The organism is Rathayibacter sp. VKM Ac-2856 (genome assembly GCF_013205055.1).
Taxonomy (GTDB): Bacteria; Actinomycetota; Actinomycetes; order Actinomycetales; family Microbacteriaceae; genus Rathayibacter.
Map to the genome: position 1 here is coordinate 993,886 of NZ_JABMLF010000001.1, position 13,494 is coordinate 1,007,379.

Below are 13,494 nucleotides of genomic sequence, written 5' to 3' on the forward strand. Positions count from 1 at the left end.
CCGATGACCTCCACCGCCGAACCGAAGATCACGCTCGCCGTGGTCGACGATCACAAGATGCTCCTCGGCGCCCTGACGGAGTGGATCCGCGGGGCAGCCTCGGACATCCAGCTGGTCGCCGCGGTCGCCTCCTGGCCGGAGCTGCTCACCCACCCCGAGTTCCCCGTCGACGTCGTGCTGCTCGACCTCGACCTCAAGGACAACATCCCGATCTCGGTGAAGCTGTCGACGCTGAAGACCACCGGCGTCAAGACCGTGCTGATGAGCACCTACTCCGAGCCCGCCGTCGTCCGCGAGGCCCTCGCCTCGGGCGCCCTCGGCTACCTCGTCAAGACCGAGGACGCCGACATGATCGTCGAGGCGATCCGCGCGGCCAAGGACGGCCACTCCTACATCTCGCACGAGCTCGACATGGCGCTCTCCACCGGCGACTCGGACGGAGCCCCCAAGCTCAGCGCCCAGGAGCGCCGCGTCATGGCGCTCTACGGCGGCGGCGAGCCCGTCAAGTCCGTCGCCTTCGAGCTCGGCATCTCCGAGGAGACGGCGAAGTCGTACCTCAAGCGCATCCGCGAGAAGTACCGCGTCGTCGGCATCGACGTCGGCACCAAGGTCGCCCTGCGCAAGCGCGCCATCCACGACGGGATCCTGATCGAGACGGATTGAGTCGTTCTGCGGGGGCGGTCCCCGCCCGCCCCCGCCGCGGTCGGCTTCGCGACGTGGCCGGATACCGCAGAGCGGGTCGCGGCGGCTGCGGAGAATCCGCTGGCACGCGGATTTCCGTCGGCGCCTTGCGGGGGGCAGGGACGTCGGCTCACGTGGTCCGACGAGACGTGGCGGGCGCCCACCATGCCCGCTCGTGCTGGTCGAGCAGCGCCGCGGGCCGCGCGCTCCATGCTGGTCGAGCAGCGCCGCAGGCGCGTATCGAGACCCACCGTCGCAGACACTGCGGTCACGCACCCCGCCCCTCCATGTTGGTCGAGTAGCGCCGCAGGCGCGTATCGAGACCCACCGTCGCCGACCGGGCGGTCGCGCATCCCGCCTATGTTGGTCGAGTAGCGCCGCAGGCGCGTATCGAGACCCACCCGCATCGGCAGTGGCGGAGTGCAGAGTCGGCGACGCACGCTGTGGCGCCCGGCGCTCAGGCGCCTACAGGGCGTTGACGGGGACGCCGCCCGTGGCGGGGCGGGCGGGGTCGCGCGGCGGGTCGACGGTGCCGCGGGCGCGGTCGACGGCGATGCTGGCGAAGGCGAGCAGGATGCCCGCGACGGTGAGCACGACGCCGACCCAGATCGGCGACAGGTAGCCGAGGCCCGCGGCGATCGTCACGCCGCCGAGCGCGGCGCCGACCGAGTTGCCGATGTTGAGGGCGGAGTGGTTCAGCGCCGCGGCGATCGTCTGGCTGTCGCGGGCCACGTCCATCAGCCGGGTCTGGATCGCCGGCGACGCTCCCGCAGAGAACCCGGCCGCGAGGAACGTGAACGCGACCAGGCCCACGACCGTGGTCGCGGTCAGCGCGAGACCGATCAGCGAGACGAGCACGCCGAGGAACAGCACCACGAGCGCCACCTTCACGTTCCGGTCGGCCGCCCAGCCGCCGGCGAGATTGCCGACGGTCATGCCCAGGCCGATCACGACCAGGATCCACGGGACGGCGCCCAGCGGCAGCCCGGTGATCTCGGTCGACAGCGGCGTGATGTAGCTGTACATGGCGAAGAGCCCGCCGAAGCCGATCGCGCCGATCAGGAGGGTCATCCACACCTGCAGCCGGCCGAAGGCCTTCAGCTCGTTGCGCATCGTCGCCGCGGCGTTCCCCCGCTGGAACGGCACGAGCAGCCACACCGCGACCACGGTGGCCGCGAAGATCGCCGCCACGACGAGGTAGGCGCTGCGCCACCCGGCGTTCTGCCCGACCCAGGTGATCGCGGGCACGCCGATGACGTTCGCGATCGTCAGCCCCGAGAGGACGAAGGCGACGCCCTTGCCGCGCTTGCCGGGGCCCATCAGATCCGCCGCCACGAGCGAGGCGATGCCGAAGTACGCGCCGTGCGGAAGCGCCGCCACGAAGCGCGCGGCGAGCACGAGCGGGAAGGTCGGCAGCAGTGCCGACGCGACGGTCCCGACGGTGAAGGCGACCAGCAGGATCAGCAGGAGGCGCTTGCGCGGCCAGCGCGCCGCGGCCGCTGCGATGGTCGGTGCGCCGACGACGACGCCGAGCGCGTACGCCGAGATCAGGAGCCCCGCCTGCGAGTTGGCCTGCTCGGAGCTGGCCGCGTAGACGTCGGGGAGCAGATCCTGCGCGAGCTGCGGCAGCAGCCCCATCGCGACGAACTCGGTCGAGCCGATGGCGAAGCCGCCCATCGCGAGGGCGAGCAGGGCGAAGCGGGTCCGAGCGGGCGAGAGGGTCACCGGTCAACGATAGCGAGGATCCGGCGCCGATCGAAACGATTCGAGCAGGAGAGCGCTCCCCCGCGGCTCACTCCTCGAGTGCGCGGCCGAGCCGCTCGATCTTCGCGTCGATCTCGCCCGAGTAGCCGGGCCGGATGTCGGCCTTCAGCACCAGCGAGACCCGCGAGCCGTAGGCGCCGACGGCCTCGGTGGCGCGCTTGATCACGTCGAACACCTCGTCCCACTCGCCCTCGATCTCGGTGAACATCGAGGTCGTCCGATTCGGCAGACCGGAGTCGCGGACGATGCGGACGGCGGCGGCGACGGCGTCGTGGACGGAGGCGTCCGGGCCCTCACCGCCCGACGGTGCGACCGAGAATGCGACGAGCACGAGACGACCTCCCCGCGGGCCCGTCCATCGGGCCCGTCGACCAGCCTAGGCGCGCGCGCTGCCGCCGGCGCCGTCGACCGCGGCCCCGTCGACCACGGCGGACCGCTCGCGCTCCGAGCGGGACACCGCGCCGTCGCTCCCGCCGCGTGCAGCACCGCCGCCCATGCGCCACAGCTCGCGCAGCACCCAGCCGAGCAGCACCAGCAGCAGCACGTTGCGGACGGTGAGCGCCAGCACCATGCCCGCGTTCGAGTAGAGCAGGAAGAGGTAGAGGTAGGGGTAGACGATCTGCGTGAAGGCGGCGATCGCCAGCGTCAGCTTCGCGGGCGTCGCGAAGTCGCGCCCGGCGACGACGAGCCCCACGAGGACGGGCGGGGCGAGCCAGACGATGTACTGCGGCGACAGCACCTTGTTGAAGTCGATCAGCACCAGCACGAGGCCCAGGCTCAGCAGCGGCAGCAGCCGCACCGGCGACGCCTTCGCCCGCAGCGCCCGGAGTCCCAGGAGCACCGTCCCGACGACGGCGAGCGCGAGCGCCGGGTTCATCAGCTCCGCGGCGACGTCGGTGAACGGGCCGTGCATCTCGAAGGTGTTGATCTCGGCGGCGTACCAGACGTAGCTGCCGGCCCAGCCGCCGATGGAGAGCCACATCCAGACCGTGCTGATCGGCGCCTCGATCTGGAGGCCCCGCGTGGTCTGGTCGGTGACGAAGCTGAAGACGTACTCGCCCCCGCCGAGTGCGTAGACGGCGGCGACGATGGCGACCGAGAGGCCCGCGCCGACGACGATCATCCGGATCCGGCCGCGCAGCACCAGGACGGCGGCGCCCAGCAGCGCGGCGGGCCAGACCTTGATCCAGGTGGCGACGGTGAGCGCGAGCGCGGCGATCACCGGGCGGCTGGACACCCAGAGCAGCCCGGCGATGGCGAGCGGGACGGTGAACGCGTCGATCCGGCCGACCGCGATCGGCCCGAGGAGCACCAGGAAGAGCAGCCACCAGCGCGCCGCGGCGAGGCGGGCGCGGATCCCCCGGTGCAGGAGCAGCGCGAACGCGGCCGCGTCGACGGCGACGACGCCGGCGAGCCAGGTCAGGTCGTAGCCCGCCTCGCCGAAGAGCCAGGCGGCGCTGATCGGGACCAGCGCGAGGATCGGGTACACCCAGCCCGTGTCGAGGCCGACGATCCCACCGCCCTCGACGGCCGTCCTCATCCAGTCCTTGTAGACGATGCTGACGTCGCCCATCGGCAGACCCGGCGCGAACAGGGCGAGCAGCGAGAGCAGGACGTGCACGAGGGCGAACCCGGTCCAGAGCACGGCGGCGGAGTCGCGGTTCTCGCGCAGCCACGCGATCGGTCGCGCGGAGTCTCGGGAGGCGGTGGTCACTCGGGAGGCGGGGGTCGGCACCGCGTCAGTGTAGAGGGCCGCCCGATCGCCCCCCTGAGCGGCGCCCGCCCGCATCAGTAGCCCGCGAAGGCGTCGGTGCGGACCTTCTTCGCCCCCGCCGAGCGCAGGGCGCCGCGGACGGAGTCGACGAACGCCGGCGAGCCCGAGACGAGGCCGACGCGTCGCGGAGCGTCCGGCACGGCGTCCGCGAGGCGCTCGGCCGTGAGCCGACCGGGCACGTGCGTCCAGCCCTCGGGCAGCTGATCGGGCACCTCGGGCGAGACCAGCACGACGCGGGCTCCGGAGACGCGGAGCAGATCGCGGTAGGCGACGTCCTCCAGGCGCCTCGCCGCGTAGACGACGACCACGTCGCGCGCCGGGCCCGTCGCGACGGCCGTCAGCTGGCTCGCGAACGGCGTGATGCCGATCCCGCCCGCGACCAGGAGCAGCGGAGTCGCCGGATCGGCCGGCAGCACGAAGTCGCCGCCGACGCTCGTCGCCCGGACGACGGCACCGGGCTCGAGACCCGCGAGCGCGCGCTTGAAGCTGCTCGCCTTCTCGGGCAGGCGCATCGCCACGGCGATCTCGCCGTCCGCGGGAGCGGACGCGATGGAGAAGGTGCGCCGGCTCCCCCGGGCGTCGGCGCGGTGCGGCACTTCGAGCTCGAGCCACTGGCCCGCCTCGAAGCGCACCGGCGTCCGCGGCGCGAACCGGTACTCGGTGATGCCCGGCGCGATCACGCTCGAGGAGCGCAGCTCGAGCGACAGCCGCCGGCGCTGGCCGAAGAGGAAGGCGATCAGGTTGCCGGCGACGAGGCCGAGCTCCGGGCTCGCGTGCAGCGGTCCGAGCGAGAAGGGGACGGTGGTGAGCAGTGCCGCCACGACGGCGACGATCAGCTGCTGCGAGCGGCGCGGGGCCAGCGTCAGCGGCTCGGTCAGCATGAAGGCGCCCGCGAAGACGAAGGGGTAGGCGGTGAGCACGAGCGACAGCGCGGCGCCCGGCTCCTGCCCGTTCAGCACCGACTGCAGGACGGAGACGGTGCCGGCGACTGCGACGAAGACGATCACGATCGCCCAGCGGCGCACCCGGGCGACGACGACGATCGCGCCGAGCAGCACCCATGGCCAGAGCGCGCCCGTGGGCAGTGCCCAGGCCGCGGCGGTGAGGGAGCCGGCGAACGGCGTGTCCTGGAGCAGGCCCTGCGCGATGCCGACGATCAGGACGGCGACCGCGGCCGGGTTGAAGAGGTGCCGTCCGCGCCAGACCAGGACGTACTTGGAGGCCGCCGCGATCACGCCGATCAGCGCGACGACGAGCAGGGCCCGGGGCTCCGCGGTCGGGAAGAGCAGGAACGCGATCAGCAGACCGGTCACCAGCGAGGACTCCAGGTGCGCCGGCGAGCCGACCAGGCGGCCGATCAGCCAGGTCGCCCCGGTCGTCGACGCGATCGCGACGACGGCCGTCGCGGCGATCTCGATCGGCGTGAAGAAGATGAGCCCGGCGGCGGAGTAGCCGAGCGCGACGACGAGCAGCGCGGCGAGGGTCAGCCAGACCAGGCGGTACATGGTGATGCGCCCGAGTGCGCGATCGAGGGTGCCGATCATCAGAAGACCTCTCCGGGGAAGCGGGGCGAGTAGTGGAGGGTGCCGTCGCTGAGCACGCGGACGAACTCGAAGTCGAAGCGCTCGGCGAGCACCTCGGGCGGGCAGACGAACAGGGCGGTCGCGAGACCGTCGGCGACGAGGGCCGTGTCGGCGACGGCCCAGGTGGCGATGACCGTGTCGACGGGACGGCCGGTGCGGCCGTCGAGGACGTGGTGCAGGCCGTCCCCCCAGACCCGGCGGTTGCCGGCGGAGGCGCAGAGCGCGCGCTCGCCCGGCTCGGCGACGCCGATCGCGCGCCGGGCGTCGAACGGGTGCTCGAGGGCGACGCGGTAGGCGCCGACCCCGCGTGCGCGCAGATCGCCGCTCGCGTCGACGACCGCCCGGTCGACGCCGGCGAGGGCCAGCTCGTCGAGCACGAGGTCGACGAGCTGCCCCTTGCCGGCGGCGCCGACGTCGAGGACGACTCCGGCCCGCGTGCGGAGCGACGCTCCCCCGCTCTCGCGGGCGTCGGCCCAGGACGGAGCGGGCACGACCGGGCCGCGCGGCACGAGGGAGTAGGCGGGGTCGTAGCCGAGCTGCTCCAGCGTGTCGCCGACGAAGGGCGTGACGCCGCCGCCCGTCAGCTCGACGAGCGCGTCGTAGAGGGCGAACAGCTCCACGGCCTCGGCCGGGAAGACGTGCTCGCCCGGCTCGGTGCGCAGCCGCGAGGCGGCGGAGTCGCTGCGGAAGCGCGACCAGGTCCGGTCGTACTCGGCGATGCGGCTCTCGACCCGCGCACGCGCGGCGGCGCCCAGCGGGGCGTCCGTGTCGATCTGCCAGGTGGTGCCGATCGCGTCGAACCGCCACGCGCTGTCGAGGACGCGCAGGCCGCCGGACGCGGCCGGCCCGGCGCCGGCCGCCACTGGGCCGGTCGCCACCGGGTCAGGCAGCACCGGGTCAGGCAGCGGCATCGGCCTTGATCGTCTCGACGGCGTCGTTGAAGCCGCCGGAGGTGAGCGAGGAGCCCGACACCTTGCTCACGTCGAGCTCGTCGAGGCTCTTGCCGACGACCTCGCCGGAGATGCCGCTCGCGAAGCGGCTCTGGTACTCCTGGCCGGTCGGGTTCTCGGACTCGGGCGTGACGGTGACGGCGGTGACGATCCCGGACTCGAGGGTGAGCTCGACGCCGACGGACTCGTTGCCGCCGGGCGACGTGTAGGACCCGTCGGCCTCGTAGGTGCCGTCGGCGTAGGCGCCGGTCGCGGCGGAGCCGGTGGACTCGGTCGCCCCGGCGTCGGAGGTCGCGCCGGCGGTGGCCGCGGGAGCGCTGGTCGCGGCGGTGCCCGATCCCGCGTCGTCGGAGCCGGCGGTGGCGGTGCTCGAGCAGGCGGCGAGGGCGGCGAGGGTGCCGGCCCCGGCGAGGAGGGTGAGGGCGTAGCGGACGGGAGTCGTGGTCTTCGCGGTCATGTCTGTTCTCCTGTGTGGGGGGCGGCGCGGCTGTCGCCCCGACGCTAGGGCCGGGAGCTATGGGGTTCCGATGAGGCCGCCGTACGGCTCCGATGACCGGATCGCGCGGGGTGGCCGCCTCTCCTGGGACAACGGGGTGCCCGGGCGTTCGGTTCAGATCACCCCGTGGCCCGCTCCAGCAGGCGCGCGACGACGCCCGGCAGCTGCTCGGCGATGTCGAGGGCCGCGATCGGCCCGCCGCCGGAGGCCGCCGCACCGGCCCGAGCGTGCAGCACGGCCGCGGCCGCGGCGACGGTCGCGAGCGCCCCGTCGTCGAGCGGCGCTCCGTCGCCCTCGGCGTCCGCGGCCCGGCCCGCGAGCAGTGCGCCGAGGACTCCGCCGAGGACGTCTCCGCTGCCGGCCGTCGCGAGCCACGGGGTCGAGCCGGTCACCTCGAGGGCGACGCCGCCGGACACCACGTGGGTCGTGCTGCCCTTGAGCAGCACGCAGACACCGAACCGCTCGGCCGCGCGGCGCGCCCAGCCGGACGCGTCGGCCGCGATCGCCGCGGCGTCCACCTCGACCCCGGCGCGCGCGAGCACGCCCGCGAGCTCGCGGTAGTGCGGAGTGATGACGACCGGCCCGCGGGCCTCGTCGATCAGGTCGAGCGCGCCCGCGTCGAGCACGACGGGGACGCCCGAGTGCAGCTGCTCGAGCAGCGCCGCGCGCTCGTCCTCCGAGCGGTCGTCGGCGCTCGTCCCGGAGCCGAGGAGCCAAGCCTGCACGCGCCCGGCCGAGGTGACGACCTCGGGCCGCCGCGCCAGCACGAGCGCCGAGGGCCGCTCCGGCCCGAGGTAGCGCACCATGCCCAGCCCGGTGCGGACGGCCGCCTCGACGCCGAGCACGGCGGCGCCCGGGTAGCGCTCCGAGCCCGTGGCGATGCCGAGCACCCCGCGGCTGTACTTGTCGTCCTCCGCGCGCGGCACCCGCACCGCGAGCGCCGCCTCCGCGGGCCCGAACTCCCTCTGCCGATCCGTCATCCCGCCAGCCTAGGTCGCACCCCCGACAGCGGCCGGTGACTCCGGACCCGAGACGAGCTGTGCCGGCCGAGCAGCCTGCGACCATGCTGATCGAGCAGCCCTCGCAGAGGGCGTATCGAGATCCACCCGCCTCGGCCACGGTGGGTCTCGATACGGCCCTGCGGGCCTACTCGACCAGCATGTACTGCTGCCGCCGCCGCCCCTCCACCGCCGCGTGCGGCGAGCATGCAGTCAGCGCCGCGTCGCGTCGTCGACCTCGCCGACGAGCTCCTCGATGATGTCCTCGAGGAAGAGGACTCCCGTCGCGCGGCCCTGCTCGTCGAAGGCGCGGGCGAGGTGGGCGCCGGTGCGCCGCATGATCGCGAGGGCGTCCTCGAGGTCGGTGGCCTCGAAGATCGAGGCCAGCTGCCGGATCCGCTTGGCCGGGATCGGCAGGCGGAACTTCGGCCCCTCGGTGTCGCCGTCGAGGTCGAGGACGTCCTTGAGGTGGATGTAGCCCTCGGGCTGACCGTCGTCGCCGAGCACGACGTAGCGCGAGAAGCCGTGCTTCGCGACGGCCCGCTCGACGTCGGCGGGCGAGGCCCCGGCGGGGAGGCTGACGATCCCGTCCAGCGGCAGCGCCACGTCGCGCACCTTCTTCTCGGTGAACTCGAACGCGGCGAGGAGGGTGCCGTTGCTGCGCAGCGTGCCCTCGCGGGTCGACTGGTCGACGATCGTCTGCACCTCCTCGAGCGTGAAGGTGCTGTTCGCCTCGTCCTTCGGCTCGACCCGGAACAGGCGGAGCACGCCGTTCGAGATCGCGTTGAGGGCGACGATGATCGGGCTGATCACGCGGGCGATCGCGACGAGCGGCGGCGCGAGCAGCAGCACCGCGCGGTCGGGCATCGAGAACGAGATGTTCTTCGGCACCATCTCGCCGAGCACGACGTGCAGGAACGACACGATCACCAGAGTGATCACGAACGCGACGGTGCCGGAGAGCTCGTCCGGGATGCCGACCGCGTGCAGCGGCACCTCGAGCAGGTGGTGGATCGCCGGCTCGCTGACGTTCAGGATCAGCAGCGAGCAGACGGTGATGCCCAGCTGGGTCGTCGCCAGCATCAGCGTGGCGTGCTCCATCGCGGCGAGCGCGGTGATCGCGCTGCGGCGCCCGCTCTCGGCGAGGGGCTCGATCTGGGAGCGGCGCGCGGAGATGACCGCGAACTCCGCTCCGACGAAGAAGGCGTTCGCGGCGAGCAGCACCACGAGCCAGGCGATTCCTGCCCAGTCACTCATGGTCGGCCTCCTGGCGTCCTCGGTGCGGTCGTCCGACGTCGGCGAGCGGATCGGGGATGCCCTCGCCGGCCGCCTCGGGGTCGGGGGTGAAGCGGAGCCGGTCGATGCGGCGGCCGTCGAGCCGCTCGACGCGGAGCGCGCCGCCCTCGACGGCGACCTCGTCGCCGACGGCGGGCAGGCGCCCGAGCTCGCTCATCACGAAGCCGGCGACCGTCTCGTACGGCCCCTCCTCCGGGATGACGACGCCCGCGCGGTCGCGCACCTCGTCGGGGCGGAGCATGCCGGGGAACGTCGTCGAGCCGGGCAGCTTCACGACGTCGGGGCGGGAGCGGTCGTGCTCGTCCGCCACCTCGCCGACGAGCTCCTCGACCAGATCCTCGAGCGTCGCGACGCCCGCGGTTCCGCCGTACTCGTCGACGACGACGGCGAGCTGGTAGCCGCGGCCGCGCAGCTCGGTGAGCAGCACGTCGAGCTTCATCGTCTCGGGCACCCGCAGCGGCTCGGAGCGCAGCGCTGTGACGGGCACCTCGGAGCGCTTGCCGCGCGGCACGGCGACCGCCTGCTTGACGTGCACGACTCCGACGATGTCGTCGATGTCGTCGTCCGTGATCGGGAAGCGGGAGAGCCCGGTGGTGCGGGCGAGGTCGAGCACGTCCTGCGCGGTGCTGGAGCGCTCGAGCGTGGAGAGCCGCAGACGCGGGGTCATCACGTCGCCCGCGGAGAGGGCGGAGAAGCGCAGGGTGCGCCCGAGCAGGTCGGCCGTGTCCTCCTCGAGCAGCCCGGCGCTCGCGGAGTGCCGGACGAGGCTGGAGAGCTCCTCGGCGCTGCGGGCGCCCGAGAGCTCCTCCTTCGGCTCGATCCCGGCCAGGCGGAGCAGCGCGTTGGCGCTGCCGTTCAGCAGGGCGACGGCCGGCCGGAAGACCGTGGTGAACGCGGTCTGGATCGGCACCACCAGCTTCGCCGTCGCGCGCGGCAGGGCCAGCGCGAAGTTCTTGGGCACCAGCTCGCCCAGGATCATCGACAGCAGCGTCGCGATGACGATCGCGAGGACCGTCATGATCGGCGTGAGCACCTCGTCCGGCAGACCGAGGCCGCTGAACGGGACGCGCAGCAGCGTCGAGAGCGCCGGCTCCATCGTGTAGCCGGTGAGCAGCGTCGTCAGCGTGATGCCGAGCTGGGCGCTGGAGAGGTGCGTCGAGGTGACGCGGAGGGCGGCGATCGTCATCCCGAGGCGGGTCTCGCCGCGCTCGCGGCGGGCCTCGAGGTCGGCGCGGTCGAGATTGACCAGCGCGAACTCGCTGGCGACGAACACGCCGGTGCCGAGCGTCAGGATCAGGCCGACGCTCAGGAGGAGCCATTCAGAGCCCACGGGGATCACCGCCTGTCAGGGCGAGCCGGTGGGCGGGCGGATGCGCAGAAGGGGGGTCGTCCATCGTGGCGTCGAGTCTAGCGGGCGCACGCGCCGGGCAGGAGGGCCCCTAGAGCCACTTCTTGCGCTTGAACACCGCGTAGAGCACGAAGCCGAAGACCAGCATCAGCCCGATCGCCCAGGGGTAGCCGAGCCGCCAGTGCAGCTCCGGCATGTCGTCGAAGTTCATCCCGTAGATCCCCGCGACGAGCGTCGGCGCGAAGAGGATCGCCGCCCAGGACGAGATCTTCCGCACCACGTCGTTCTGGGCGAGCCCCGTCTCCGTCTGCCGGCGCGAGACCAGGGTCGAGTGCACGGTCAGCGCCTTGTCGAGGATCGCGCGGAGTGCGTCGACCGCCTCCGTCACCCGGATCGTGTGATCGAGCACGTCGCGGAGCGAGCGGTGCAGCTCGACGTGGTCCGGCGACGCGTCGGCGCCCGGGGCCGCATCGGGCGCCGAGGCGAGCTCGTGCAGCAGCGCCGTCAGCGGCTGCACCGAGCGCTGGAAGTGGATGACCTCGCGGGAGAGGCGGTAGATGCGCTCCGAGAGCCCGTCGCCGGTGCCGTCGCCGAAGAGCTGGTCCTCGATCTCGTCGACGTCGCCCTGCACGCCGTGCACGACCGGCGCGTACTCGTCGACGACCTGGTCGAGGATCGCGTAGAGCACCGCCTCGGGACCGCGCGCGAGCAGCTGCGGATCGCCCTCGAGCCGCTTGCGCACGGCCGCGAGGTCCGGCGAGTCGGCGTGCCGGATGGTGACGACGAAGTCGGGTCCGACGAACACGTGCAGCTCGCCGAAGACGACCGTCTCGGCGGAGTCGACGTAGCGCGCGGGCCGCAGCACCACGAACAGCCCGTCGTCGTAGCGCTCGAGCTTGGCCCGCTGGTGGCCGCTCAGCGCGTCCTCGACCGCGAGCGGGTGCAGCCCGAACTCCTGCGCGACCGCCTCCACCTCCTCGCGGCTCGGGCGGAACAGCCCGATCCACGCCATGCCGTGCTCGTCGCGCATCAGCTCGAAGGTGTCCTCGAGCGAGTCCGGGTTGCGGATGCGGTGACCGCCGACGTACACGGCGTTGTCGACGATCGTCATGGGCTCGGTTCTAGCACGCCCGCGCCGCTCACCAGCTGACCGGCAGCGCCTTGCCCTCCTCGTAGCCGGCCGCCGACTGCAGCCCGACCAGCGCGCGCTCGTGGAACTCCGCGACGCTGCGCGCCCCGGCGTAGGTGAAGGAGGAGCGCACACCCGAGGTGATCATGTCGAGCAGGTCCTCGAGCGAGGGGCGGAGCGGATCGAGGTAGATCGTCGAGGAGGAGATGCCCTCGGCGAAGAGCCGCTTGCGCGCGAGCTCGTAGGCGTCGAGGCGCTCGAAGCGCTCCTGCACCGCCTTGGCCGAGGCCATCCCCCAGCTCTCCTTGTAGACCCGGCCGGCCGCGTCGGTGCGCAGCTCCCCCGGCGCCTCGATCGTGCCGGCGAACCACGAGCCGATCATCACGGAGGCGGCACCGGCGGCGAGCGCGAGGGCGACGTCGCGCGGGTAGCGCACCCCGCCGTCGGCCCAGACGTGCGCGCCGAGCTCGCGGGCCCGCTCCGCCGTCTCCAGCACGGCCGAGAACTGCGGACGCCCGACCGCGGTCATCATCCGGGTGGTGCACATCGCGCCCGGGCCGACGCCGACCTTGAGGATGTCGGCGCCCGCGTCGACGAGGTCGTGCACGGCGTCGGCGGTGACGATGTTGCCGGCGGCGATCGGGACGCCCAGCTTCAGTGCCGAGACGGTCCGCAGCGCGCGCAGCATCCCCTCCTGGTGGCCGTGCGCCGTGTCGAGCACGAGCACGTCGACCCCCGCGGCGACGAGCGCGCGCGCCTTGGCCGCCACGTCGCCGTTGATGCCGACGGCAGCGGCGACCCGGAGGCGGCCGTGCCCGTCCAGCGCGGGATCGTAGATCGTCGAGCGCAGCGCTCCCGTGCGCGAGAGCGTGCCGACCAGAGCGCCGTGGTGCAGCACCGGGGCGAAGTCGAGGTCGGCCGCCACCATCAGGTCGAAGGCGGCGCGGGCGGAGGGGACGTCGTCGGCGTCGATCGACGCCGACGCGCCGTGCACGAGGTCGCCGAGCCGGGCGTCCTCGAGCGCCGTGGCCAGGCGCGAGGCGGGCACGCAGCCGAGGATCGAGCCGTCCTCCTCCTGCACCACGAAGCCGTGGCCTGCGACCGCCGGCAGGATCGCGAGCGCCTCCTCGACCGTCGTCGACGGCGAGGCGGTCAGCGCGCCCGAGAAGGCGACCGGCTGGTCCTTGACCCAGCGGATCGCCGCGTCGAGCTGCTGCAGCGGCATGTCCTGCGGGAGGACGCCGAGCCCGCCGCGCCGCGCGAGGGCGGCGGCGAGGCGGGGGCCCGTGACCGAGTTCATGTTGGAGGAGACGATCGGGATGCTGGCTCCGGTGCCGTCACCGGGGGCGAGCGACACGTCGAGCCGGCTGGTCACGGACGACCGGCCGGGAACGAGGAAGACGTCCGAGTAGGTGAGGTCGCCGGAGGGGGTTCCACCGTAGAAGCGCATGGAGACGACGCTACTCCGGCCCGAC

The 13,494-nt window shown here is 73.2% G+C and carries 12 protein-coding genes; 1 reads left to right on the forward strand and 11 read right to left on the reverse strand.

The annotated features are described in order from the left end of the window. Positions 1-3: 3 nt before the first annotated feature. Complete coding sequence (locus HQQ82_RS04610) at positions 4-663, forward strand: response regulator (protein ID WP_123445394.1); 660 nt, start codon at positions 4-6, stop codon at positions 661-663. A 483-nt stretch (positions 664-1,146) separates the two neighbouring features. On the opposite strand, the gene HQQ82_RS04615 is transcribed toward HQQ82_RS04610, so the two are convergent. The 11 genes from HQQ82_RS04615 to HQQ82_RS04665 all read right to left on the reverse strand — a co-directional run bounded on the left by HQQ82_RS04615 (position 1,147) and on the right by HQQ82_RS04665 (position 13,469). Further along, positions 1,147-2,358, reverse strand: coding sequence for an MFS transporter (locus HQQ82_RS04615; protein ID WP_173232333.1), 1,212 nt, complete (start codon positions 2,356-2,358; stop codon positions 1,147-1,149). Between the two features lie 115 nt (positions 2,359-2,473). Beyond that, positions 2,474-2,776, reverse strand: a complete 303-nt coding sequence (locus HQQ82_RS04620; RefSeq protein ID WP_123702710.1) for a thiamine-binding protein — start codon at positions 2,774-2,776, stop codon at positions 2,474-2,476. 45 nt (positions 2,777-2,821) lie between these two features. Beyond that, positions 2,822-4,180: a glycosyltransferase 87 family protein gene (locus HQQ82_RS04625; RefSeq protein WP_173231856.1), complete on the reverse strand. Its 1,359-nt coding sequence runs from the start codon at positions 4,178-4,180 to the stop codon at positions 2,822-2,824. A gap of 53 nt (positions 4,181-4,233) precedes the next feature. After that, on the reverse strand, positions 4,234-5,763 hold the full coding sequence (locus tag HQQ82_RS04630; protein ID WP_173231857.1) for an oxidoreductase: 1,530 nt from the start codon (positions 5,761-5,763) through the stop codon (positions 4,234-4,236). Next, a complete protein-coding gene (locus tag HQQ82_RS04635) occupies positions 5,763-6,713 on the reverse strand; it encodes an FAD:protein FMN transferase (RefSeq protein ID WP_173231858.1) in 951 nt (316 codons plus the stop codon). Before HQQ82_RS04635 ends, HQQ82_RS04630 begins: the two co-directional genes overlap by 1 nt. Then, the gene (locus HQQ82_RS04640) at positions 6,700-7,209 is read right to left on the reverse strand and encodes an FMN-binding protein (protein ID WP_173231859.1); all 510 of its coding nucleotides are present in this window, start codon (positions 7,207-7,209) and stop codon (positions 6,700-6,702) included. The genes HQQ82_RS04635 and HQQ82_RS04640 overlap by 14 nt, the downstream gene beginning before the upstream one ends. A gap of 158 nt (positions 7,210-7,367) precedes the next feature. Next, complete coding sequence (locus HQQ82_RS04645; RefSeq protein ID WP_173231860.1) at positions 7,368-8,228, reverse strand: ADP/ATP-dependent (S)-NAD(P)H-hydrate dehydratase; 861 nt, start codon at positions 8,226-8,228, stop codon at positions 7,368-7,370. 231 nt (positions 8,229-8,459) lie between these two features. Beyond that, positions 8,460-9,503, reverse strand: coding sequence for a hemolysin family protein (locus HQQ82_RS04650; RefSeq protein ID WP_173231861.1), 1,044 nt, complete (start codon positions 9,501-9,503; stop codon positions 8,460-8,462). After that, positions 9,496-10,881 (reverse strand): hemolysin family protein, encoded by a 1,386-nt coding sequence (locus HQQ82_RS04655; protein WP_173231862.1) that lies wholly within the window; start codon positions 10,879-10,881, stop codon positions 9,496-9,498. Before HQQ82_RS04655 ends, HQQ82_RS04650 begins: the two co-directional genes overlap by 8 nt. A 100-nt stretch (positions 10,882-10,981) precedes the next feature. Continuing rightward, positions 10,982-12,001: a magnesium and cobalt transport protein CorA gene (locus tag HQQ82_RS04660; protein WP_173231863.1), complete on the reverse strand. Its 1,020-nt coding sequence runs from the start codon at positions 11,999-12,001 to the stop codon at positions 10,982-10,984. A gap of 28 nt (positions 12,002-12,029) precedes the next feature. Continuing rightward, positions 12,030-13,469, reverse strand: a complete 1,440-nt coding sequence (locus tag HQQ82_RS04665; protein ID WP_173231864.1) for a GuaB1 family IMP dehydrogenase-related protein — start codon at positions 13,467-13,469, stop codon at positions 12,030-12,032. Between the last annotated feature and the right edge of the window lie 25 nt (positions 13,470-13,494).